General features: G+C 27.5%; 23 protein-coding genes. 17 read left to right on the top strand and 6 right to left on the bottom strand.

The annotated features are described in order from the left end of the window. The first annotated feature begins 15 nt into the window (after positions 1–15). The 10 genes from TEGL_RS18685 (at position 16) to htpG (ending at position 11,373) form a co-directional block, all read left to right on the top strand. Positions 16–2,628, top strand: a complete 2,613-nt coding sequence (locus TEGL_RS18685; protein WP_242827293.1) for an ABC transporter permease — start codon at positions 16–18, stop codon at positions 2,626–2,628. Between the two features lie 40 nt (positions 2,629–2,668). Then, positions 2,669–3,331, top strand: a complete 663-nt coding sequence (locus TEGL_RS18680) for an ABC transporter ATP-binding protein (protein ID WP_018590042.1) — start codon at positions 2,669–2,671, stop codon at positions 3,329–3,331. Between the two features lie 369 nt (positions 3,332–3,700). Then, a complete protein-coding gene (locus TEGL_RS19845) occupies positions 3,701–3,814 on the top strand; it encodes a hypothetical protein (RefSeq protein ID WP_146053502.1) in 114 nt (37 codons plus the stop codon). 176 nt (positions 3,815–3,990) lie between these two features. Then, positions 3,991–4,875, top strand: a complete 885-nt coding sequence (locus tag TEGL_RS18675; RefSeq protein ID WP_018590043.1) for a DUF4300 family protein — start codon at positions 3,991–3,993, stop codon at positions 4,873–4,875. Between the two features lie 197 nt (positions 4,876–5,072). Continuing rightward, the gene (locus TEGL_RS18670) at positions 5,073–5,657 is read left to right on the top strand and encodes an RNA polymerase sigma factor (RefSeq protein ID WP_018590044.1); all 585 of its coding nucleotides are present in this window, start codon (positions 5,073–5,075) and stop codon (positions 5,655–5,657) included. Then, the gene (locus TEGL_RS18665; protein ID WP_018590045.1) at positions 5,620–6,468 is read left to right on the top strand and encodes a hypothetical protein; all 849 of its coding nucleotides are present in this window, start codon (positions 5,620–5,622) and stop codon (positions 6,466–6,468) included. The genes TEGL_RS18670 and TEGL_RS18665 overlap by 38 nt, the downstream gene beginning before the upstream one ends. 9 nt (positions 6,469–6,477) lie before the next feature. Beyond that, entirely contained in the window at positions 6,478–7,359 is an 882-nt protein-coding gene (locus TEGL_RS18660) for an ABC transporter ATP-binding protein (RefSeq protein ID WP_018590046.1), read from the top strand. 14 nt (positions 7,360–7,373) lie between these two features. Next, positions 7,374–8,531, top strand: a complete 1,158-nt coding sequence (locus TEGL_RS18655; protein WP_018590047.1) for an ABC transporter permease subunit — start codon at positions 7,374–7,376, stop codon at positions 8,529–8,531. 331 nt (positions 8,532–8,862) lie between these two features. Next, positions 8,863–9,300 (top strand): Hsp20/alpha crystallin family protein, encoded by a 438-nt coding sequence (locus TEGL_RS18650; RefSeq protein WP_018590048.1) that lies wholly within the window; start codon positions 8,863–8,865, stop codon positions 9,298–9,300. A gap of 204 nt (positions 9,301–9,504) precedes the next feature. Continuing rightward, entirely contained in the window at positions 9,505–11,373 is a 1,869-nt protein-coding gene (gene htpG / locus TEGL_RS18645) for a molecular chaperone HtpG (RefSeq protein WP_018590049.1), read from the top strand. 127 nt (positions 11,374–11,500) lie between these two features. Here the strand turns inward: htpG and TEGL_RS18640 are convergent, their stop codons facing one another. Together TEGL_RS18640 and TEGL_RS18635 are read right to left on the bottom strand one after the other, a co-directional pair. Next, a complete protein-coding gene (locus TEGL_RS18640) occupies positions 11,501–12,121 on the bottom strand; it encodes a TetR/AcrR family transcriptional regulator (protein ID WP_018590050.1) in 621 nt (206 codons plus the stop codon). A 2-nt stretch (positions 12,122–12,123) separates the two neighbouring features. After that, positions 12,124–15,798 carry an efflux RND transporter permease subunit gene (locus tag TEGL_RS18635; protein ID WP_026255046.1) on the bottom strand — a complete coding sequence of 1,225 codons (3,675 nt, stop codon included), beginning with the start codon at positions 15,796–15,798 and terminating at the stop codon, positions 12,124–12,126. 216 nt (positions 15,799–16,014) lie between these two features. Between TEGL_RS18635 and TEGL_RS18630 the strand changes: the two genes are divergently transcribed. Next, positions 16,015–16,275 carry a hypothetical protein gene (locus tag TEGL_RS18630; protein WP_018590052.1) on the top strand — a complete coding sequence of 87 codons (261 nt, stop codon included), beginning with the start codon at positions 16,015–16,017 and terminating at the stop codon, positions 16,273–16,275. Positions 16,276–16,329: 54 nt separating this feature from the next. On the opposite strand, the gene TEGL_RS18625 is transcribed toward TEGL_RS18630, so the two are convergent. After that, complete coding sequence (locus TEGL_RS18625) at positions 16,330–17,757, bottom strand: carbon starvation CstA family protein (RefSeq protein ID WP_018590053.1); 1,428 nt, start codon at positions 17,755–17,757, stop codon at positions 16,330–16,332. A gap of 268 nt (positions 17,758–18,025) precedes the next feature. Between TEGL_RS18625 and TEGL_RS18620 the strand changes: the two genes are divergently transcribed. From TEGL_RS18620 to TEGL_RS18610, 3 genes are read left to right on the top strand one after another with little or no spacing between them, the layout of a single operon-like run. Then, entirely contained in the window at positions 18,026–18,865 is an 840-nt protein-coding gene (locus TEGL_RS18620; protein ID WP_018590054.1) for a DUF5685 family protein, read from the top strand. Continuing rightward, positions 18,855–19,277, top strand: a complete 423-nt coding sequence (locus TEGL_RS18615; RefSeq protein WP_018590055.1) for a tetratricopeptide repeat protein — start codon at positions 18,855–18,857, stop codon at positions 19,275–19,277. Before TEGL_RS18620 ends, TEGL_RS18615 begins: the two co-directional genes overlap by 11 nt. Positions 19,278–19,293: 16 nt before the next feature. Then, positions 19,294–19,782, top strand: a complete 489-nt coding sequence (locus TEGL_RS18610) for a DUF2232 domain-containing protein (protein ID WP_018590056.1) — start codon at positions 19,294–19,296, stop codon at positions 19,780–19,782. 49 nt (positions 19,783–19,831) lie between these two features. Here TEGL_RS18610 and TEGL_RS18605 read toward each other — a convergent pair whose 3' ends face one another. Both TEGL_RS18605 and TEGL_RS18600 read right to left on the bottom strand, forming a co-directional pair. Continuing rightward, positions 19,832–20,611, bottom strand: coding sequence for a hypothetical protein (locus tag TEGL_RS18605; RefSeq protein WP_018590057.1), 780 nt, complete (start codon positions 20,609–20,611; stop codon positions 19,832–19,834). A gap of 27 nt (positions 20,612–20,638) precedes the next feature. After that, complete coding sequence (locus TEGL_RS18600; RefSeq protein WP_018590058.1) at positions 20,639–21,373, bottom strand: HAD family hydrolase; 735 nt, start codon at positions 21,371–21,373, stop codon at positions 20,639–20,641. Between the two features lie 134 nt (positions 21,374–21,507). Here TEGL_RS18600 and TEGL_RS18595 point away from each other — a divergent pair, with 134 nt between their 5' ends. Further along, positions 21,508–22,590, top strand: coding sequence for a hypothetical protein (locus TEGL_RS18595; RefSeq protein WP_018590059.1), 1,083 nt, complete (start codon positions 21,508–21,510; stop codon positions 22,588–22,590). 121 nt (positions 22,591–22,711) lie between these two features. After that, complete coding sequence (locus tag TEGL_RS18590) at positions 22,712–22,840, top strand: hypothetical protein (protein WP_018590060.1); 129 nt, start codon at positions 22,712–22,714, stop codon at positions 22,838–22,840. A gap of 398 nt (positions 22,841–23,238) precedes the next feature. Here the strand turns inward: TEGL_RS18590 and TEGL_RS18585 are convergent, their stop codons facing one another. Next, the gene (locus tag TEGL_RS18585) at positions 23,239–23,733 is read right to left on the bottom strand and encodes a hypothetical protein (protein WP_018590061.1); all 495 of its coding nucleotides are present in this window, start codon (positions 23,731–23,733) and stop codon (positions 23,239–23,241) included. A 209-nt stretch (positions 23,734–23,942) separates the two neighbouring features. On the opposite strand from TEGL_RS18585, the gene TEGL_RS18580 reads away from it, so the two are divergent. Further along, positions 23,943–24,311 carry an ArsR/SmtB family transcription factor gene (locus tag TEGL_RS18580; RefSeq protein WP_018590062.1) on the top strand — a complete coding sequence of 123 codons (369 nt, stop codon included), beginning with the start codon at positions 23,943–23,945 and terminating at the stop codon, positions 24,309–24,311. Positions 24,312–24,319 lie beyond the last annotated feature (8 nt).

Here is a 24,319-nt window from a genome sequence, read left to right as displayed (position 1 = left end):
TATCTCGTTGGCGACATGAGCGAAGCGAATTTTGAGCAAAAAAGAAAGAGAGGGAAAGATTTGATTACATTTAAACTAGCAGTATCTTATATGAAAAAACAAAAAGGAAAAACAGTAGCATTATTATCAAGTATAGTACTTTCAGTTATGCTTATTTTTTCTATGAATGTAATTAGGGATTCAGGATATGATTCTCAAATACAAGAAGCAAAAGATTTACATGGAAATTATCAAGTATGGTTTGAAGGCATTGATATAGATAAAGCTAAACAACTAGAAAATGATAATGAGGTAAAGAAAAGTAGTAAGGTTCAATATTTATGTGAATCAGTTAATAAGGAAAATGGTGTTAAACTTGATTTAAATTCCTTTGATGAAGATTTTATAAGTTCCCTTAACTATAAAATGGTAGGTCGAGAACCAAGAAAAGATGGGGAAATAGTAATAGAAAAAGAAGTAGCAAAGCAAATGGGAATAAGTGATCCATTAAATAAAAATATTGATTTGATGCTAATAAATAAGTATATGGATGACAATGGAGCTAATGAAATTGAGAGTAAAAATAAAACTTTTAAAATTGTTGGTGTGATTGAAAAACCAGACAGGTATTACAGTTCATTATCTAGTTCAATTGGAGGAGTTAAGTCTCAAGCTTTTATATATAAAGAGTCAAGTCTTCCAGTAAAAATTAAAGAAACATACAAAGGAATAATATTTCTTAAGTCAGAAAAAAACACATCTAAGTTTTTAAGAAAAATGGAAAAGGAACTAAATCTTAGCTGGGATTATTTGCATGAAAATACTGAAGTTAATGCAGCTAAGCAATTAAAATATATGTCTAATATGAGTATTACAAATATTTTGAAGATGATACTTTTAGTTTTTGTATCTACTCTTGTAATATATAATATTTTCAACATTATACTACAGGATATGGTAATACAAATAGGACTTATGAGAGCAATTGGTATGTCAAAGAAAAAAATTAGAGCTCTGTTTACTCAGCTTAGTCTTATATATATACTTGTGGGAACTTTAATTGGTGTATTACTTGGAAGCATATTATCATATGTGGGAGTTAGATTAGTATATGGATACAGCTCCACATTGACTATAAGAAGTTTAAGCATAATTTATTCTTTTGTAGTTTCAACATTATCAGTATCCATAAGTAGTTTTATAGTAGTTAGAAAAGCATCAAAGATGTCCATAATTGATTCAATCAGATGTAGTGAGAAATATGAAAAGAAATCAAAAGGTAAAGGCATCAAAACAAATCGAACACATAAAAATATGATTAGAAGTATTGCAATTAGGAATATATGGAGAAATAAACCTAGAACTATTATAACTATGATTGCAATTACAATGGTTGGAGCCATGTTTATATTTAGTTTTGCCCTAAAAGATACACTAAAAACTAACATAGAGGCAGGCATAAATGGTGGTATTTTTGGAATGTCTTATGGCAGTGTAGACAAAACAATAGGTGGTAATTTGGGTGGTACGGAGAGTTTATTTTATAAAATTGATAAAAATATGATAAAAAAAGTTGAAAATATGGAAGGAGTAAAAAGTATAGAACCAAACTTTTTTAACTTGGACGGACATATTTTGCTTTCTAAAGATCAAATTTCAAAAGCATATGAGGATGAGTTAAATAGAAGAGGAACATCAGAGGATAATAAGGAATATTCACTTCTTATAAGAGGCTATAGTGATGACATGTTAAAGAGTAGAGAGGCATTTATTGAAGAGGGAGAAAACTTGATAAATACTAAAGAAGGTAAATATAAAAAAGTTATATTAGTAAACAACACTTATTCATTAGTTACTCATTCCTATGCAGCTAAGGTCATGAATGATGTAAAAGTGGGAGACGTTATTGATATAAAATTGCCAGTATACAAAGATAATATTGAAAAGTATGAAACAATTAAGGTTGAAGTTAGCGGAATTATGAATGAAAATTATGCAGCATCTCAGGATGGAAATGTTGGTGTAGTTGGGGCACAAGTTATATTTAGAGAAGATGACTATAAAGAATTAACAAACCAAAGGGAGCATAATAAACTTTATGTAACTACTGAAAAAGGTAAATTGTACCCAGTGGAAAAGGAATTAGAGAAGTTAATAAAGGATTATTCATTTTCATCAATAGGTGGTAAGGGTGAAGATATGAAATTTTATGGGGCACAACAAAGTTCAGAGGATAGGCTTTTGATAATATATCAGTGCTTAATTTTACTTATACTTTCTGTGAACAGTATTTTTATTATGAGAAGTAATATTATTGCAAGACAAAAAGAAATATCAACTCTAAGAGCTATCGGTATGAGTATTAAGGATATTAAAAAGACTCTAATAATTGAAAGTGAATTCTATGGATTGGTTGCATCTACAATAGGAGCTGTAATTGCAACACTATATCAGTATATAGGAATTTCTAACGCTAATAAAAGCCTTTTAGTAGGAGGTTTTGAAAGAACTATGGAGTTTAACATTCCTTGGAATCAGATACTTATACTATTTGCAATCTTCATAGTTATTGGATTTGTTGCAGTATATTTATCTAAAGATAAGATAGAAGGAACATCAATAACAGAGGGAATTTCAGAAAATGACTAAGTTTAGAAAGTATAAGATAAATGTAAGGGAGAATTGAATTATGAAAAAATTAATTATAAAAAATATAAAAAAGATATATGGAAAAAATGATAATAAAGTATATGCATTAAATGGTATAGATTTAGAAGTACAACCTGGTAAATTTACAGCTATAGTTGGACAAAGTGGATCAGGTAAAAGTACATTACTTCACTGTATGGCTGGACTTGATAAACCTACCTCTGGAAAAGTGCTTATAGATGACTTAGATTTATATACTCTAAAGGATGATAAACTATCAAAAATAAGAAGAGAAGAGTTTGGTTTTATATTTCAAAGTTTTAATTTAATACCTGTTATAAATGTTTATGATAATATAGCTCTTCCTGTTTCAATAGGTGGAGGAAAGATAGATGAAGAGTATATAGAGGATTTAATAGTTAAATTAGGGATAGCATCTCAAATGAATAAATTTCCTAATGAACTATCAGGTGGACAGCAACAGAGGGTAGCAATTGCTAGAGCACTGGCAAATAAACCTTCAATAATATTTGCAGATGAACCTACTGGAAATCTAGACAGTAAAACTACAGATGAAGTCATGGAATTACTAAAATTTTGTGTAGATGAATATAAACAGACATTAGTTATGATAACTCATAATAATGAAATTGCTAATAGTGCTGATAACATTATAAATATTAGTGATGGTAGAACTATATAAAAGGTATATGGGATAATAAAAATGTTACTACCTGAAGATATAGAGAAACAATTAAAAATTATAACTAATGTAGTTAGATTATAATCAACATGTTATTAAAAAGGAGCTAACTATTGTAGAATAAGTGCAAATAGTATTTAGTCTATAGTAGATAACTCCTCGAAAAAACAGAGGGTGTAGCCATTGACGACTATTGTAAAGAAAATATTACTTACACCAGCATTCCACGATACAAACTGTTATTATGATTTAACAAGAGTTTTCTAAAGAACAGAAGTTGTAGGTATGTACAACGTAGTAGTATCTTATGGAGAAGATAAATTCGTTGACAGTTAAGACGTATTTAAGAAACTACTTGAAAATTGTCAAATAGAAAGTAAATATGTTGATTTAAATGGTGAGGTAACTTACGATATAGAATACAATCAAAATGGTTTATACTTTGCAGTAGAAGGTATAACTATTGTTAATGGATTACGTTGAAAGAATTATTGAATACGCAATGGAAAACATAATAGGATAAAAAATCAAAAAAATTTGAATTTGAAGTCAACTATTTTACAACTTTTAAACATATTAATTACAAAAATAGTATATCTATAAGCTATCATAATCATAAGTTAAACATTAAAGAAATAAGAAAGTAGAGGATTTTAAAGGTGATAAAACAAATAATAGCAATAGGTATATCAGCAGTATTAATTATGACAGGGTGTTCAAGTAAGAACATTAGTAATAATAGCAACAATGATAATAATAAAAAAGAACCGAATCTTATATATTCTAATTTGATAGATAAGAAAACTCAAAATGAAGTAAGAGATATATTGATAGAAAATAAAATAGATAAAAAACAAGCTGATTATTTCATCAAATTGGTTCAAAACTATAACAAAATATCAAATATAAAAAAATTAGATACATCAAAACAAGGATACGCATCAATAGGAAGTTTAAAGGTGCCCTATGATGATGCTTATTTAGGGGAAAAGTGGAATTATAATAAATTAAATTATTCAGATTTTAATTGTAGATTAACGGCATTTACAATATTTAAGGACTATATTAAATCCGAAGGAAAATCTAAAGATGAAAATAGTAACTTGATGTTTGATTTGGATGCAATAGAAAATAATCCTATAAGTAATTTTAGTAAAGAAGATGTTGATAAATTTATTAATCTTTATGCATCTATACCTGTAGAGAACTCAAAAGATGCAAATAAACTTGTAGAATCCATAAAAAAAGAATGGAAAAATAGAAAAATATCATTTGTAGATAATCCAACAGTATCTATAGTAAGTGGATTTTTACACTATCCAGAAGATAAGCAGGTATTTATAGGGCATGTAGGTATTTCGATTAAGACAAAAAATGAATTATTATTTGTTGAAAAATATGGTTCATCCCTACCAATACAGGTTTCAAAATTTAAAGATAAATCTGAATTAAAATCATACTTGATGGATCGATTAGATGTTAATACAGCTGATAATAGAGCTGCAAAACCAATAATAATGGAAAATGATGAATTAATGGAATAATAAATTCTAAAGTGATGCTAATTAAAAAATTGCTTTAGTAATAAAAAAGGTGTACTTTAAAATGATTTTTGATCATTTAAGAGTACATCTTTTTTATTTTTTATATAGTAAAATAATGAATAGAAATTTAAATATATTAAAAAAACAAAACTTTTTATAAATACGACTCGTTATATAAGTGAAAGGAGGATGATGATTTGGCTCAAAAAGATGAAAAATTAATAAAAGAAATATTAAAAGGCAATGAAAGTGCGATGGAAATACTGGTTAAGAGACATTATGATCTGGTTCATAGTTATATATACAGAACCACAAATGATTACAATATATCCTATGATATAACTCAGGAAGTATTTATAAAAATGATGAAAAACATAGATAAATATAATTTAGATAGTGGTAAATTTAAAAACTGGTTATTAAAAATAGCAGTGAACACAACAAAAGACTATTTTAAAAGCAAAACATATAAACAAAGAAGTGAAAATTGTGATATAGAAAATTATCAAATAGAAGATAAATCCAATGTAATTGATATGATTTCTAAAAAAGAAGAAGCAATAAAAATAAAAGAGGCTGTTGAAAATTTACCAAAACTTCAGAGAGAAGCTATTTTATTAAAGTACTATAATGATTTAAAAATAAAAGAGATAAGCACTATAACTGGAGACAATGAAAACACAATAAAATCAAGGCTTTACAATGGAATCAAGAACCTTAAAAAATTACTTGGAGGTGATATATGTGAAGAAAAATCTAAACATTCACAGCATAAGATGTGAAAACATAGAAGATGAACAATTTGAAGAATTATTGGAAGCAGATTTAATAGATATAGAGAATTTTCTAGATAGTTATGCAGTAAATAAGGTTGATGAAGAAAAAATAGATTCAACAATTGATACATTAAAATCATATATGCCAACAGAAGAAGTGCAGCATGTTAAAGTACAGGAGCATCTTTTAGATAGAATAAAAGAAAATATAAGCTTAGTCAAATTTCAGTTTAGCTTAATCAGTAAAGTGTATTTTATTGCTTCCTTATTACTAATCCTTGTAGGAACTATAACTACAACAAGATTAAATTTAAGTGTATATTTGAGTGCAACTATAATTGCACCTATACCAATCTTGATTGGAATATTTGAAATAATAAAAGGAAGAGAAGAAAATGTGTGGGAGTTGGAGCTTAGTTATAAATACTCTTTAAGAGAAATTGTCTTCTCAAGGTTAATAATTATAAATGTAGTTTCTGTATTAATAAGCATCACAATGAGTCTTATTTTAAACAATGCTTACTCACAAATAAATTTAATAAAAATGATTAGCATATGGCTAATTCCTATATTTTTTATAGGATCAATATCTTTAATTATTACTTCTTTCTACAGAAGTATAAACAGTATTGCCTTATGTATATCAATATGGATTTTAGGTGCAATGAGTATTAGCGTGTATGAAACAATAGCAGATATAACTCATATTAATACATTTATGATTTTGTGTATATCTGTAATATTTACATTAGTATCAATGAAATTATTTTATAAGAAAAGTATTAATAGTATAGATACTAGAACATTTGATTTTTAGGGGGATTTTATGGAACTTATTATAAAGAATATAAGCAAAGAATTTAAAGATAAAATAGCTGTTGATAAATTTAGCGTAACTTTAAATAGTGGAATATATGGTTTACTTGGACCAAATGGTTCAGGAAAAACAACTCTTATGAGAATACTTGCAGACGTTTCTAGTGCGAGTAGTGGAGATATTTTAGTTAATGGAAAAAGTAAAAGTAAGCTAGGAGCTGAGTATAGAGATTTAATAGGGTATGTTCCTCAAAATATAGGGTTTTATAAAAATTTTACAGCAGAAAAATTTTTATATTATGTATCGGCATTAAAAGGTGTAGATAAAAATATTGAAAAAAGTAAAGTCGATGAACTTTTAAAATTTGTTAATTTAGAACAAGATAGAAAAAGAAGAATAGGAAAGTTTTCAGGAGGTATGAAGCAAAGATTAGGAATTGCACAAGCTCTCTTAAATGACCCTAAAATACTTATATTAGATGAACCTACAGCAGGTCTTGATCCAAATGAAAGGATAAGATTTAAAAACTTAATAGCTCAATTATCTAAAGGAAAAATAGTAATACTATCAACACATATAGTTTCTGATATAGAGTTTATAGCAAACGAAGTGCTTGTTATGAAAGATGGGAAACTAGTTGAAAAATCTTCATTAGAGGATATTTTATATACTATTAGAGGTAAGGTTTACACACTAAGTGTTAATGAATGTGATTTAGAAGAAGTTGAAAATGAGTTTAAAATATCTAGTATGATAAGAAATAACAGTGGGATTAACGTAAGAGTAGTTGGAGATAAGAAGCCTAATATAAATAAATTTAAATACATAGAAGAAGAGCCAAATTTAGAAGATGTATTTTTATATTATTTTAATGAAAGTGTCAGTATATAGGGGGGGATTTTGAAATGCTAGATTTGATAAAATTTGAGTTATATAAAATATTTTCTAAAAAGTCAGTACGCATAGTTTTGTTATTAACTATTTTATTGGGAATTTTTAATGTAGTTGCTGAAAGTGTATATGTTAAATATCAAGGGGTAGATCATATAGAGGATGTATATAGTGTTATGAAAGAGTACGAAGGAAAGGCTATTACAGAAGAAAGTGCGATTAAGGCAGAAAAGACGATAAATGATTTAAAAGAAAAGAAAAGTAGGGGAGAAAAACTTACTAAAAAAGAAATTGTTTATATGAATTATCTATACGATACAATGAGACCGCCATATTCCGCATATATAATAAATAACAAACTCTATACAGTAGATGAAATGAAAGATGAAATGAATAAATTAAAAAATGAAAATAAAACAGATACATATGAATATAAAAATCTTAATTTTATATATAAAAAAGTGAAGAATGTAGAAGAATCAAAATTTTATTTTTCTCATGGGTGGTTAAAAACTGCAGATTTTAGATCAATAGCAACATTGATAACAACGCTAATAGCAGTAGGATTAGCAGCAATATTTAGTGATGAATATCAAAGCAATAGTGCACAAATAATGTTAAGTTGTAAATATGGAAAGAATAAGATGGTTTTATCTAAGATGATAACCGGTTTAATATTCACAGCAACAATATTTATTATAATCAATGTTGTACATATGATTGGAGCCTTAATATATGATTTTAGAGGGTGGAATGCACCTTTAGAGTTATTCAAATACTATGCAAATACACCTTTCGACATGAGAGTTATTGATTTTTATATAACAGGATTAGGAATCAGTTTTATAGGCGCAATATTATATTCTTTAGTAACTATGTTAATGTCATTATTAGTAAAAAATAATATGATAGCTCTATTATTAAGTTTAGGTTTGTACTATATTCCAGCATTTTTTGGAAATTTCATCCCAATGGATTCAGTAGGAAGGGTATTTAGGGAAATAAACTTAGCAGAAGCTATTAAAATAGAAGGTATGTTTGTAAATCCTAGTACTTATAATATTCTGGGAACACCCGTATTATATTCAACTTTATTAATAAGTCTATTAGTTGTATTTATGCCAATTGTAATGTCTTTAATAAGATATTTTGGAAAAAGACAAACTATATAACTAACAAGTTATAAGATGATAAAAAATAGAGCAGTAGCAGACAAGTTATTGCTCTTTTTTATAAAAATAAATTATGAGTTATTAATAAAAGTCTATTTATATATAGGCTTATTTTTGAGCACATTTTTTATATGACAATTAATATAATAACCATTGTAAAAAAATTAAAAAAATTAGCACTCGATACTTGACAGTGCTAACAAAATGATTATAATAATAAGTAAGAAAACAAACAAAGAACAAATCATAGTAAATAAAAAATAATATTAAAATTTAAACTTATCTTTTTACTTAAGCAAAGTAATGAGATAAATGTAAGGAGGAATTGATTATGAAATTAGTACCAATGAATAACAATTTAGGATTTAGTTTATTTGATAATATGTTTGATGACATGTTCAAAGATCCATTCTTTACAAATAGTAGCACTACAAAACTTATGAAAACAGATATACAAGAAAAAGATAATAACTATATACTTGACATGGATTTACCAGGATATGATAAATCTGATATAAAAGCTCAACTTAAAGATGGATATTTGACAATAACAGCACAAAAGAATACCTCAAAAGAAGATAAAGATGAAAAAGGAAACTATATAAGAAGAGAAAGATATTGTGGAAAATGTTCAAGAAGTTTTTATGTAGGAGAAAATTTAAAAGAAGAAGATATAAAAGCAAGTTTTAACAATGGAATATTGAAACTTACATTCCCTAAAGAGGTAGGAAAAAAAGAAGAAGAGATAAAATATATTACTATTGATTAGAAATAAAAAATTTTAATTTTTATTAGCACTCAATACTTGACAGTGCTAATAAAAAGATTTTATAATTAAAATGGGAATAAATAGTAAGTATGCTAAAATTAAATTAAAGCCCTTAAAATGCAAGGTTATTTATTCCCCTACCTTGCATTTTGTGATTTGAAAATAATTAAAATTTATAAAGGTATAAGTTTAAGGAGGATAAACATGGAAATAACAAAAGGTAGTATTTCAATTGATACAGAAAATATTTTTCCAATAATTAAGAAATGGTTATACTCAGATAAAGACATTTTTATAAGAGAATTAATAAGTAATGGTTGCGATGCTGTAAGCAAATATAAACGACTTGTTTCCCTTGGTGAAGTTAAAAATTCTCAAGATGAAGAATACAAAATTACAGTATCAGTAAGTAAGAATAATAAAACTATAAAATTCAGCGACAATGGTATAGGAATGACGGCAGAAGAAGTAGACAAATACATAAATCAAGTTGCTTTTTCTGGTGCAGAAGACTTCTTCAATAAGTATAAAGATAGAATGGAAGAAACTGATATTATAGGTCACTTCGGATTAGGATTTTATTCAGCATTTATGGTATCTAAAAAGGTTGAAATAGATACATTATCTTTCCAAGAGGGAGCAGACCCTGTAAGATGGATATCAGAAGGTGGAACTGAATTTGAAATAAGTCCATCAGGAACAAGAGCTACAAGAGGAACTACAATAACATTATTCTTAGCTGAAGATAGTGAAGAATTTTTAAATGAATATGAAGTAAGAAGTATAATAAACAAATACTGCTCTTTCTTACCTGTTGAAATATATGTGGAAGATGAAGATGCAGAAGTTAAAGAAGATGAAGAAAAAGTTGAACCAACACCATTAAATGATACTAATCCATTATGGTTAAAATCACCTAAAGATTGTACAGATGAAGAATATAAAGAATTCTACAGAAAAGTATTTAATGTATTTGATGAACCATTATTCTGGATTCATTTAAATGTGGATTATCCGTTTAACTTAAAAGGAATTCTTTACTTCCCTAAATTAAATAATGAGTTTGAACTAGTAGAAGGTAAGGTAAAACTTTATAACAATCAAGTATTCGTAGCAGATAATATAAAAGAAGTTATACCAGAATTCTTATTATTACTAAAAGGTGTAATAGACTGTCCAGACTTACCACTAAATGTGTCTAGAAGTTTCTTACAAAATGACAGAGATGTAAGCAAAATATCTAAACATATAGTTAAAAAGGTTGCAGATAAGCTTAAATCTTTATGCAAAAATAATAGGGAAGAATATGAAAAATTCTGGGATGATATACAAATATTCATCAAGTTTGGTTGCTTAAAAGATGAAGGTTTCTATGACAAGGTAAAAGATTATATCTTATATAAAGATATAGATGGAAAATATATTACATTAACAGATTACTTAGAGGCAGCAAAAGAAAAACATGAAAACAAAGTTTTCTATGTAAATAATCTGGATCAACAATCTCAATATGTTAAACTATTTAAAGATTATGGATTAAATGCAGTTGTACTAGATAGCACAATAGACAACAACTTTATTTCGTTTATAGAATACAAAGAAATGGGAACTAAGTTTAATAGAATAGACTCAGATTTATCAGACGTACTAAAAGACAAAGATAGTGAAGAAAATAAAGAAGAAGATGAAAAAATAACTTCATTATTCAAGTCTGTTATAAATGAAAGAGTAGAAAAATATTCAGTGGAAAGCCTTAAAAATGAAGAAACACCAGCTATGATTTTAGTATCAGAAGAATCTAGAAGAATGATGGAAATGCAATCTAGATTTGCTGGAATGAACTTTGGTATGGATTTAAAAGAAGAAAAAACTTTAGTTATAAATAAGAGTAACCCATTAGTAAAAAAATTAGTGTCACTAAAAGACAATGAAGATAAAAAAGAAGAAATAGATGTGATTTGTAATCAAATAGTAGATTTAGCTCTACTTGCTAATAAAGAATTAAATGCAGAAGAACTAGATTTATTTATAAAAAGAAGTAATTCTTTAATGAGTAAAGTGATAGCTTTATAAATCATTATTAATATAAAATGTAAAAAACTCCCTCTTAGTGTTTTAAGAGGGAGTTTTTTAGCAACGAAGTTGCCTGAAGAGATATCGAAGGCATCTCGTTGGCGACATGAGCGAATCAAATTTTTTATTAAGCTAATGATTTTAATATCATAGTATAAGCAAAATTCTTTTGCGTATTAATAGAATCATCATCACTTAAATTAATTTGTTGAAAGTGATTAGCATTGATTTTATTTATAATACCCATGGAAGAACTTATAAGTACATATCTTTGATAATCTCTGCTTAAATCCTTATTAATAATATTTTCATCTATTCCAGTATTAATTACATAATCCAATAAATTATAAAGTTGAGTTTTCAACTCTAAAATTTCCTCAAAATCTTCTTGCAGTATACTATTTAACTCTTTTGGAATAACTTGATTATATAATATTCTTAAAGAGGGAAAGATGAATTTTCCGCTGCTAATGCTGTAATGAAATAAATGGTTACACTGCTCTTTAAAAGTAGAGACTTCTTTTATAGCTTCTATAGTATTTATAATATCTATTTTAAAATTATAAATTATTGATCTTGCTATAATTTCATCCTTACTTTTAAAATATTCATAAATTGTACCTTTTCCAATTCCAGCAGCTTTTGCAATATCAGACACCTTAATATTTTCAATATTACTGTTATCAGTGATTATTTTTTTAAAACCATCAAATATTAGCAATTCTTTTTCTGCATATTTTCTGCTCATATTTAGTCCTCCTCATCGATAATTATCTGTCTTAATTCTTTGCGACGATGGAATATATCGTATAAAGTAGGAACAACAAATAATGTTAATAGGGTAGCATAGGCTAAACCGCCGATAGTTACTATCGCTAAAGCTTGAGACATTTCAGCGCCCATGCCAACACCAAGGGCCATTGTAGACATGGCAAGTATTGTTGTTAAAGCAGTCATGAGTATAGGCCTCATACGAGTACGTCCAGCCTCTATAAGAGCTTCTTTTTTATTTAATCCACTTATACGCAATTGATTCACATAATCCACAAAAACTATACCGTTATTAACAACTACACCAGCAAGAACTAAAAATCCTAGCATGGATATAACGCTTAATTCTTGGCCAGTTATAATTAATGCTAGTAAACCACCAGTAAATGCAAGAGGTATAGTAAACATTACTATAAATGGCGACAATAATGATTGGAATTGTGCGACCATTATTAAGTAAATAAATGCTATGGCAAGAGCAATCATTTTAATTAAATCACTAATCGCTTGATTAATAGATTCAGTTTCACCACCCATTTTTATTTCATAGCCAGTAGGCGATTTATAATCATCTAATTTTGATTGAACTTCCTTACTTACTAAACCAATATTGTGTTTAGAATCAATACCAGCTGTTACGGATATATACCTAGTTTGATTATCGTGATTTATAGATGTAGGAGTATCAGTCATTTCTATAGATGAAATATCTTTTAGCTTTACTGAAACAGATTCAGTTCCTTTTGTTCCTGTGATTTCAACATTTTTTAATTTATCCAAATTTGAAGTATTATTATTAACAATAATTACTGGATAGTCTTCAGAATTTATTGTTAAAGTAGTTGAAGTAGTTTCTGTTGATAATTTTGCGGAAACTTGCTGGAATACTTGAGCCACTGTTAATCCATACTTCATAGCTTTATTTTTGTTGATTACAATTTTCTCTTCCTTAGTAGTTACACCCATACCACCATTTATGTCAGTAGTACCTTCTATCTTGGATAGCATACCTACCAAATCATCAGAAATTTTCTTAAGCTCATCTAAATCGTCACCTTTAACAATTATTTGTAACCCAGATTCTCCTAAAGAAGAGGTATCCATAGATGAAGACGAGACTGTGACTTCACAGTTAAGAGATTTTGTTTTTTCTTTTATTTCTTCTGAAATCTCATCATTTGTTTTCTTTTTATCATCTTTTAAAATAACGTAAGCAGACATATTATTAGGGTTATTTGAAGAAGTACCAAATGACATGGTACCAGATGAATTCATGGCTCCAATGCCTTTTACATCCTTAATTGTTAAAACTTGTTGCACTACTTGATCAGTAATATGTCGAGCTTCATCTTTTGGAAGAACGCTATCTAAATTAATAGTTGCCATCATTTGTGGTGAATCCATTTTTGGCATAAATGATGTTCCTATTTTGGCTGTTGCAAAAGCAACAACTATTAATAATGCTACAGAAAAACATAAAACAACAGGTTTAAATCTTAAGCATAGTCTTAATAATTTTTCATAGCCATCAACTATTTTATCAAATAAAGGATGAGACTTTTCATCTATATTGGATAATAAATTTGATGCCATACACGGTACTAAAGTTAAGGCAACAATTAAACTTGCAATTAAGGAGTATGCTATTGTAAGACCCATATCTGTAAATAATTGTCTAGTTATACCTTCTGTAAAAACAATAGGTAAGAATACGCAAATAGTAGTAAGTGTGGAAGCAAATATTGCTCCAGATACCTGTCTAGCGCCATACACGGCAGCTTTAAATTTACCCATTCCTTTATTTCTTAGTCTATAAATATTTTCAATAACAACTATACTATTATCAACTAGCATACCAACTCCAAGGGCTAAACCTGATAAAGAAATAATATTTAATGTAACGCCACTAAAGTACATCAAAACAATAGCAAATAATAAACTTATAGGAATACTAAATGCAATTACGATAGTTGGTTTTATACTTTTTAAGAATATTAGTAAAACAATAATTGCTAGTATACCACCGTAAATTAGGTTATCAAGTACGCTAGATATAATAAAATCTATATAAACACCTTGGTCCATTAAAGAAAGAATATGTAATTTATCATTACTATTATTTAAATCCTTAATTACTTTATTTATTTCTTTACACACTTTAGTAGTTGAGGCAGTACTAGTTTTTTGGAAAGATAGCATAACACCAGCATTTCCATTTATGTTTGTATAACTATCTGATGAGTTGTCTGACATTTTTACATTGGCGATATCTTTAAGATGAACATCACCAATTCCATCCATAGAAAATAATATTAAATTTTTAACTTCATTTATAGAAGTGAACTTATCTCCCACTTTTACAGAGTATTCAGTTTCGTCATCTGATATATATCCAGCAGGCATGGAAAAGTTCTCTGCTGTTAGAATTTGATTTATTGTTTCTGGAGTAATTTTATCTGTTATATCTGCTGATTCTAAAGCTTGTTTTCTAGCTTCATTCAACTGAGTTTCAGCAGATTTTATTTGTGATTCATTTACGGAAAGTTGTACAGTAGCTTTTGTTAATTCTTGAGAAAGAGTAAGTTTAGCACTTTCCAATTCTTTTTGTTGTTTTTTTAATGTTTCTAGTGAGTCTACTGCACCTACACCTTGGCCTGCATTTGATATGGCTTTTTCTAAAGATGTTATAATAGATTCTAAATTTGATATATCTTGTTGTAATTGTTCCTTATCAACAGCAGAATCTTCTGGTAAATCATTAAGTTGTTCTTTTAAATCTTTTAGTTTTGATTTGGTATTATTTAGCGTGGTAGTCGCACTAGCAATATATTTTTCTAGATCTTCCTTGCTAGAACCGGTTGAATTTAAAATACCAGCCATACTTTCTAATTGATTTATACCAGATTGAAGTTGACTACTAGCTTCAAGCAGCTTTTTCAATTGAGCATTGCTTTGTTTTTCTAGGGTAGCTTTTCCCTTTTGTATTTCTGAGTTGGTGTTATTAAGTTGACTTTGCTGCTTATCTAATTCAGAAGTAACGCTTGATTTTAGTTCTTTATTTAATTGGTCGATTTTATCTTTGTTTAAAGATACTTTTAATTGTTTTTCTACTAAACCAACACCTGTTACAGATGCAACTCCATTTATACGCTCAAACTTAGGAATTATTTCATTGTTAACATATGTAGAGACTTCTTCAACATCCATATTGTCAACATCCACACTTAATGTCATAACAGGCATCATGTCTGGGTTAAGTTGCATTAAAGTAGTTGATCCGACACCATCTTCTAAAGAATCTTTAATTAAATCTATTTTACCGTTTAGATCTAACATTGCAGTGTCCATATTTGTATCCTGATTAAACTCTAGAATTACTACACTGTAGTTTTCGTTTGAAACGGAAGTTACGTTCTTAATTCCGCTTGTAGTTGAAACAGCTTGCTCAATTGGCTTTGTTACTGTTGTTTCGATTTTTTCTGGGCTAGAGCCAGGATATGTAGTCATAGCAATTACATAGGGTAAATCTATGCTAGGTAATAAATCCGGGGTCATTTTTGTAAAAGATACAAATCCTAACATTAGTACCATAACTACAGAAACAAATACAGTCAAAGGTTTTCTTACGCTGAATTTTGGCAGCAAATATTTCACCTCTTTCTTAATTATAGAACCGACTAGTCGGTCAGATATTTTTAATTGTAGTCATATTGAATATTAATTTCAATAAAATGGTAAAATTATTTCGTTTTATTTTTAAGAGTCATATCTATAACTTATATCATTATATACTTAATAAGCATTTAAAGAAGGTATGGGCTCATATATATAGATATACAATAGATCAAGAAATAATCAGGAGGAGATTATATGAAAATGTATATGAAAGGGAATAAACGTTCAAAAGAAACGAGTAATCCTATTCCGAATACAATAGCCTATGCAACTATTAAAAATTTTTTAGTATCAAAGGATTTTGCAGAAACAAGAGAGGAGTATTGTATTGGGAAATTGGATAAGAAGCAAGTGAGTCAAATAATGACAGATATAAAATGGTTATTTAGGAATTATAAAGAACTGGAAGTTTTAGCAATAGAAGATAATAATAAAGCTATAAGGTTTATTTTATAAAGAAAAAGGAAATGATACAAAATATCATTTCCTTTTTCTTTATATTAATGATAATTAACTAACTTTTTTGAATTTCTCAGTTTCACTTTTTTCTTTCTTAACTCTCACCATAAAGGCAATAAAAAATGCTATAGCAACAACAACACCAGTTGCATTAGAGAATGTAGCATTTAATTTAAATCCTTCTGGAGCTTGTAATATATAAGCTACAGATACATAACTCATGAATATTGCAGGTATTACAGCTATCCAATAATTTTTCTTATTAACTAATAAGTAAGCAGCACCTGTCCATAAGAATATCATTGCTAATGTTTGATTAGACCAAGCAAAGTATCTCCAGATTATATCAAAGTTTATTTGAGTTAATGCAACACCAACTGCAAATAAAGGTAAAGCTAACATAAATCTATTTTTTAATCCATCTTGCTTTATTTTTAAAGCATCAGCTATTGTAAGTCGAGCGCTTCTGAAAGCAGTATCACCTGAAGTTATTGGGCAAGCAACAACACCAAGAACAGCAAGAATAGCACCAGCAGGTCCAAGTAATGCTTTTGATACTACGTTAACTATTTCTGCAGGTTGTCCAGCAGCAGATATAGAAGCGCTATCTCCGAAGAATGCTATAGTAACAGCACACCAGATTAAAGCAACAATACCCTCAACTATCATTGATCCAAAGAATACTCTTCTAGTTTCAGATTCTCTATTTATACATCTAGCCATCATAGGTGATTGAGTAGCATGAAACCCTGATATTGCACCACAAGCTATTGTAGTGAATAAGAATGGGAATATAGACAATCCGCCTGGATGCATATTTGTAAGGCTTAATTCAGCCATTTGCATAGAACCATTGAATTGGCCTACTATCATAGCGACAAATAAACCAGCAGCCATTAATAGTAATGCAGCTCCGAATATTGGATATAATTTTCCTATAACTTTATCAACGGGTAACACAGTAGCAACTATATAGTAAATTATTATTAACACTAACCATATATTTTTGTTTATACCAGTCATAGAAGTTAATAAACCAGCAGGTGAAGTTATAAAGACAGTACCAACTAAAATAAGAAGCACTATTGAGAATGCAACCATTATAGTTTTCATATTTTTACCTAAGTATATTCCAACTATTTCTGGTATAGAAGTACCATCATGTTTCATAGATATAACACCTGATAATAAGTCATGAACAGCTCCGGCAAATATACAACCAAAAGTTATCCATAGAAATGCAACTGGTCCGAATAAAGCTCCAGATATGGCTCCAAATATTGGTCCAGTACCAGCTATGTTAAGGAATTGAATTAAGAAAACCTTATGCCAAGGCATTGGCATATAGTCTACACCATCTTCAAGCCTTATAGCTGGAGTTTGAATAGAATCATCGTATCCTACAGTTTTACTTACATATGTTCCATATGTAAAGTAACCTATAACAAGGATAGATACACACGCTAAAAATGTAATCATTTTAGTCCCCCTTCTAATAATTGCTATATAAATTTTGTCAATAAGGAAACGTTTTTATATATGAATTTTCTATATACTGACATCTTTTATTTTAGGTAATATATAATACTTAGGCAATAGGTAAAAAATGTAAAATTGCCTATTTGTTGATAAAATATGTATTTATCAATAAATAAAATTATAATTTAACTTTATAACTGTATAATAATAAAAAATGTTGTAGTATTATATAATTAATTGATAGCTATAACTTAGGAAGGAAATAAATATGTTTGGATATGTTAGAATAAATAAAATGGATTTAACTTTTAGAGAGTTTGAAGATTATAAAGGATATTACTGTGGATTATGTAAATACTTAAAAGAGAATCATGGGGAAATATCTAGGCTAGGTTTAAATTATGATATTACTTTTTTAATTGTGATTCTTACAGCTATTTATAAACCTAAAACTAGTATTGTAGAAGAAGTTTGCATAGTTAGTCCCTTTAAAAAGAAGAAAAAAATTATAAATGAAATAACGGAATATGCGGCAAGTATGAATACATTATTAACATATTATAAATTAGAAGATAATTTATTAGATGATAAAGGAATAAAGGATATTTTAGCTTATAATATTTATAAGGGAAAATTAAAATTGTCTCATGAAAAGTACCCTAATAAATCAACAATTATTAAAGAACAAATGAACTTACTTAATCAATTGGAGAAAGAAGAAAATTGCAACATAGATAAAGTATCCAATACTTTTGGAGAGCTCATGGGAGAAATCTTTTCTTATAAAAATGATGAGTATGAAGAAGATTTAAGAAGGGTAGGCTTTAATATAGGGAAATATATTTATATATTAGATGCTTACGAAGATTTAGATGCTGACTATAAAAAGGGGAGGTATAATCCTTTTATAGAATATATAGACAATAAAGAAGAATTAAAACTGAAAGTTGATAGATTAATTAGTATATCTTTAGGCTTATTAGCAGCATCAATCGATAACTTAAATTTACAATTAAACAGAGGAATTATAGAAAATATAGTTTATTCTGGTGTATATTTAAGGTATAAAAATATATTAGAAAAAGGATGTGGGAATAATGTACAGTAATGTTTATGAAAATGACTGTTTTATGAAAGCAAGGAGAATGATTGAAAATAAAGATTTTAAAAAAGCATATAATTTTTTACAGAGCATAAATGAAAAATGTAGTGAGTGGTATTACCTAACAGGATTATCTGCTATGAATATTGGATACTATGAAGAAGGAGAAGACTTTCTAAAAAGAGCTAAGTTCATGGATCCTAATAATAAAGAATATGTTTATTCTTATAATAGATATAATAATTATAGAAATGATTATGACAGACGTTCTTATAACTACAATAGAAATAGACGTTATGACTCACCTGGTTGCTGTTGTTGTTGCTGTGATGATGACTGTTGTAGCAACTTATGTACTTTATTTGTATGTGATTCATGCTGTGAATGCTGTGGAGGAGATTTATGTACTTGTTTCTAGGAGATGATGAATAATCATGAGTAGAAAAATTGCCTATAGTGGTATATTATTATCCTTAAATATTATTTTATTGTTGTTGGTTAATATAATACCTATAAATACTTTATTTCTTTTGGGTTTGGCATCTTTGCCAATAGCCATCGTAATTATGGAATATGGACCTAAAGTAGGGATTATATTTTATATAGGATCTGTTTTGTTGAGTTTTATGATTATGACAAACAAAGCACAGTGGATATTATATATTTTTACATTTGGTATTTATGGTTTAGTAAAATATATAATAGAAAAAGATAGAAGCTTTATTCAAGAATATATATTAAAATTTTTAGTTGCAAATATACTTATAATATTTGCATATATAATCTTAAAACAATTTGTATATATTCCGGTTAATATTTTTACCATATTAATATTTGAAATAGCTTTTATAGTTTACGATTTTGTATATTCTCAATTTATAGACTTTTATAATGATGAATTTAGAAGATTTGTAAAAAGATAGATAAAGGAGACTATTAAGCATTTTTATAACTTTATAGTCTCCTTTTATATTATAAATTGAAATATTTTTTTTGAGATTCATTTAATTCCTTATCACAGGAAGGACAATTATAAGTTTTTTCATCTCCTATAAATTTACCGTCATCTTCATTAAATTTCATCTTTATTTTTTCTGTAATTCCTATTTTAGTTAAATCTTTTCCACATTTTTTACAATTATGAATAGAGCATATATCCTCTAACAATTCTGTAGTAATATTGTTAATATTACTATTACAACTATTACAGAAAACTTTATTGTCTCTTTCTCTGTTTAATTCCTGGGACTTGCTTTTATCTTGAGAAAAAGCAAAACTTATTTCTTCATATACTTTATAACCTGATTTAAGTATGTTTGTATTACAGTGAGGGCAAAGGAAAATAGGGAAGTAATCCTTATGATTTTTTTCTTCTTTTACATCTGATGATTTATTTTCGTTAATTTCTATATTTTCCTCGCTTAATTTGTAGTCACCATCTAAGTAATTGTAAACATCATGACTTTTATAATCTTTTGATACAGCTAAAAGATGTTCTTTAATAGATGAATAACTTTTGTTTTTAGATGGAATATTTAAGTCTATAACATTATTATCTATTGCATACTTTAAGATAGATAAGTAGTTAAATTTAGCAGCATAAAAAAGTACCATTTCATCTAGTTTTTTTTCGCTAACTTTATCTGAAAAATCAATCCAGATATCAGGAGAATCTAGATATAGTTTTTTGCTTATTTCATCTAAATCATTATATATATCGCTAAAGCTTAGTGTTTTTTTGTTGATTTTCAAACTATCATCCTCCGTACAAATAATATACTATAAGCCTATATCAAACCTTTTTACATTGCAACCCAAAGAATATACAATATCTTTTCTTTCTACGATTACTTGGGCTTTGTCATTTAAACTCTTATCTTCTATCATATGATTTAATAACTCTTTAGTTGGATTTATAGCAATTGGATTACCAACGCGCTTAAGCATATTAATATCTCCATTAGTATCTCCGTAAGCATAAGATTGGCTTAAATCTATATCATACTTTTCAACAAAACTATCTATAGCTACATTTTTGCTTTTTGCATCCCACATAGGAATTACTGTTCCATTAAATTTTCCATCTTCAAATATATAATCACTACCAACATAATCTGAAGCACCGTATTTTTTAGCCATTTTTTCAACTAAGAAATTTGGGCTACCAGATATGAATATAACTTTGTGTCTATTATCCAAATGCCATTTAATTCTTGAACGAGTATATTTATAAACACGTTCAGCTTTTAATGCAATAACTTGATCGCTAGTAAAATCTATACAAGACTTATCTACATTTTGTAGTGATTTAACATACAAGTCACAGATTTCTAGTAGATAATCATCATAATTTGCTTGTCTTTTATCCCAATCTAAAAAAGTATCTCTAGCATGAGCAACCCAAGCTTTTTGATCAACTATTTCGTATTTAATAAGCTTTTTGAAATGCTCTACCATTAGGGAGTCTCTGTAGATAGTTCCGTCAATATCAAAAAAAGCTCCTATATTTTTCATTGAATCACCTCATCTAAGTATTTACTTTATTATATTATAAAATTCAATTTTGTTGTAAACTATAATTATAAATAGAAAATAAAATATGAATTTTAACTATTTAGTAATTATAAAAGTATTAAGGACGTGATTTGATGACATTTGATTATGCCAAAGTAACAAAATCTAGACTTATGGGAAGTATGGGTCTTACTATTAAATATGAGAATAATGACAATAATATATACCAGTATTTTTTATTAGATGGAGAAGGACTAGGAATTGCTGATTATGTTAGTTTAAAAAATCCTACATCAAAAGAAGCTTGCAACGAGGAAGAACGATTAATGGGTGGCTTAGGAGAGAGCAGGATACTAGTTAAAGAAGAAGTAGCTTTATTCTTAATAAATCATTTTGGTAGTAAAAATTTAGAGTATGGTAAAGAATTACCGGGAGACACAGAAGAGTACATAGATATAATAACAAATTATGAAAGTAATTTAACTCTAAATGAAGTTTATCCTATTATAAGTAAAAAGGTTGACCATGAAGTTGAATTTATAAATTATATGACAATGAGATTTATAGCTAGAGATAGAGAAAGTTTAAAATATTTTTCTGGTAGTGAAGAAATATCAAATAATCATATAACAAAAATTAATGGAGCTCTTTTAAAGAATAAAGTAACTAAAAGAAATGAAGAAGTATATATTAGTGAAGCTTTATATGAGGACGAAGATGGATATTATACTTGTAAGATAGCTTTTAATATATGTAAAGAAAAAGATAATTTTAGAATTAAATCTTTATTAGTTACAGATAAAGAACCTATATATGATTTTGAAGTTTTTGATGAAATATCAAAATCTGAATTTATAGATGTTTACAAAGTTAAAAATAAGGATGAATTTCTAATGGAATTTTATAACGACAATCCATTTATGTTAAAAAGCGAAATGGAGGAAGGAGTATTCTTTACTAGATTTAATTTTAATAATAATCATGTAAAAAAAGATATTTATGTAATAAATAATGATATAAAATCAATATATTATCAGTTAGGTGATGAATTCTTTGTAGGAACTTACTCTGAAAGAGATCGAAAATACATTAATAAGTTACTAATGACTAAATATAAAGAATATTTAAAAGTTGATGAAAGTTATTTCTTTGAAGAAAATGTTCTTTATGACTTTGTCGAATCTGGATCAGATGATTTTGAGGATTTTTTAGATTAAAATTACATAAACGTAATATAGTTGTAAGGTAAATCCATAGGTGTTTTTTATAGAATATTGTAGAATAAAGACATAACTTGATAAAACAAAATATTTTATAAATATGAAAGGGGTTATAAATATGAAAAATATATCTATAAAAAGCAAAGGAATAATATTTAATTTAATAACAGTAGTAGAAATTATAACTGAAGTTATATTTGGTGTACGTTTTAATAAAAAACTATCATCATTAAATAATTGTCACTAAATATGAAATTTATAATAAATTTAATAAATAATATAAAATATGCTTTTCTAGAGTCAATTTAGAGAAGCTTTTTAATTGTAAGGAAATTATATGTTATATGTTTTGTGTATAACATATAATTTTCAACTTTATGACTTGAGCAATGGGGGAAGCCATTGGCGACATGAGTGAAGCAAATTTTTTATATTAAAATTAAAGATCCATATTGGTATAAAAAAAGAAGGGCAATACTAGTATAACTAGAATGCCCTTTTTTGTATTTATAATATTGGGGGAATATTATGAGGAATACATTTAATAGTGTAGACAAATTTAAAAATTTTATAACACCTTTTTAAAAAAAATAAAAAAACCCCTAATTTATAGGGGTAACATTGGTCTTTTAATATTATATTTGATTACATCTCTTCCTCATCGAACTCATCCATATTAACAGTAGGTATATTTTGCATCACTCCAGGATACATCATATTAGGTGGCATTGCCCCAGGGAACATCATACCAGGATACATCATATTAGGTGGCATTGCCCCAGGAAATATCATATTAGGAGGAAGCATACCAGGATACATCATATTAGGTGGCATCATAGGAATCATAGGTATGTTATTCATTTGATTATTCATGTCATACATATTATTGTTGCTTTCAAATTCTTCTTTCATGTTGTTGTTAGGCATATTCTCATAAGGATTAAATTGTTGATTATCTACATATTGATTAGAATATGTTGAATATTCAGGGTTTATACTTTGATTAAAGTTTCCGCTTTGGTTGTTATTCATAACATAAGGATTCATGTACATTAAAGGATCTATATATGGTTGAGGGTATATATAGTTTGGATCTATGTTATCACTCATTCTATTAGGATACATATTATTATAATTCATTTTAATATGAACTCTCCTTTCAATTTTTCATATAATAAATTTACTAATACTACTAATATATATATTAAAAAAAAATCTAGATATGAGTATTTTAGAAATAGTTACAAATCTAAAAAAATATAAAAAAAGGTTGCACAAATAGGACAAATATCATAATATTAATATATGAACAGTTGTTCATATATTAATATTTAGTTGGAGGAATGCAAATGAAAGATATTATAAATAGATGCGAAAGTACCTGTGTACATGAAGAGGTAATATGTAAGGTAAAAGATAAAATGCCTGAAGATGAAAAACTTTATGATTTAGCAGAGCTATTCAAGGTCTTTGGCGATACTACGAGAATAAAAATTTTATACGCTTTATTTGAAGAAGAAATGTGCGTATGTGACATAGCAGATCTTTTAAACATGACTCAATCGGCAATATCTCATCAGTTAAGAGTTTTAAAACAAGCTAGATTAGTTAAATTTAGAAAAGAAGGCAAGATTGTTTATTATTCATTGGATGATAATCATATTAATCAAATATTTAACTGTGGTTTATGCCATATAGAGGAAACTTATAATAGATAGGGGGTATA

This window comes from Terrisporobacter glycolicus ATCC 14880 = DSM 1288 (assembly GCF_036812735.1).
GTDB lineage: Bacteria > Bacillota > Clostridia > Peptostreptococcales > Peptostreptococcaceae > Terrisporobacter > Terrisporobacter glycolicus.
This window is presented reverse-complemented; position numbering and strand designations above follow the sequence as displayed.

What these genes read in the sequence shown, in the direction of transcription:
- TEGL_RS18685 (WP_242827293.1), top strand. Translation starts at nt 16, where the DNA reads ATGAGCGAAGCGAATTTTGAGCAAAAAAGAAAGAGAGGGAAAGATTTG.
- TEGL_RS18650 (WP_018590048.1), top strand. Translation starts at nt 8,863, where the DNA reads ATGAAATTAGTACCAATGAATAACAATTTAGGATTTAGTTTATTTGAT.
- TEGL_RS18630 (WP_018590052.1), top strand. Translation starts at nt 16,015, where the DNA reads ATGAAAATGTATATGAAAGGGAATAAACGTTCAAAAGAAACGAGTAAT.
- TEGL_RS18680 (WP_018590042.1), top strand. Translation starts at nt 2,669, where the DNA reads ATGAAAAAATTAATTATAAAAAATATAAAAAAGATATATGGAAAAAAT.
- TEGL_RS18655 (WP_018590047.1), top strand. Translation starts at nt 7,374, where the DNA reads ATGCTAGATTTGATAAAATTTGAGTTATATAAAATATTTTCTAAAAAG.
- TEGL_RS18580 (WP_018590062.1), top strand. Translation starts at nt 23,943, where the DNA reads ATGAAAGATATTATAAATAGATGCGAAAGTACCTGTGTACATGAAGAG.
- TEGL_RS18610 (WP_018590056.1), top strand. Translation starts at nt 19,294, where the DNA reads ATGAGTAGAAAAATTGCCTATAGTGGTATATTATTATCCTTAAATATT.
- TEGL_RS18625 (WP_018590053.1), bottom strand. Translation starts at nt 17,757, where the DNA reads ATGATTACATTTTTAGCGTGTGTATCTATCCTTGTTATAGGTTACTTT.
- TEGL_RS18590 (WP_018590060.1), top strand. Translation starts at nt 22,712, where the DNA reads ATGAAAAATATATCTATAAAAAGCAAAGGAATAATATTTAATTTAATA.
- TEGL_RS18660 (WP_018590046.1), top strand. Translation starts at nt 6,478, where the DNA reads ATGGAACTTATTATAAAGAATATAAGCAAAGAATTTAAAGATAAAATA.
- TEGL_RS18615 (WP_018590055.1), top strand. Translation starts at nt 18,855, where the DNA reads ATGTACAGTAATGTTTATGAAAATGACTGTTTTATGAAAGCAAGGAGA.
- TEGL_RS18585 (WP_018590061.1), bottom strand. Translation starts at nt 23,733, where the DNA reads ATGAATTATAATAATATGTATCCTAATAGAATGAGTGATAACATAGAT.
- TEGL_RS18620 (WP_018590054.1), top strand. Translation starts at nt 18,026, where the DNA reads ATGTTTGGATATGTTAGAATAAATAAAATGGATTTAACTTTTAGAGAG.
- htpG (WP_018590049.1), top strand. Translation starts at nt 9,505, where the DNA reads ATGGAAATAACAAAAGGTAGTATTTCAATTGATACAGAAAATATTTTT.
- TEGL_RS18640 (WP_018590050.1), bottom strand. Translation starts at nt 12,121, where the DNA reads ATGAGCAGAAAATATGCAGAAAAAGAATTGCTAATATTTGATGGTTTT.
- TEGL_RS18600 (WP_018590058.1), bottom strand. Translation starts at nt 21,373, where the DNA reads ATGAAAAATATAGGAGCTTTTTTTGATATTGACGGAACTATCTACAGA.
- TEGL_RS18595 (WP_018590059.1), top strand. Translation starts at nt 21,508, where the DNA reads ATGACATTTGATTATGCCAAAGTAACAAAATCTAGACTTATGGGAAGT.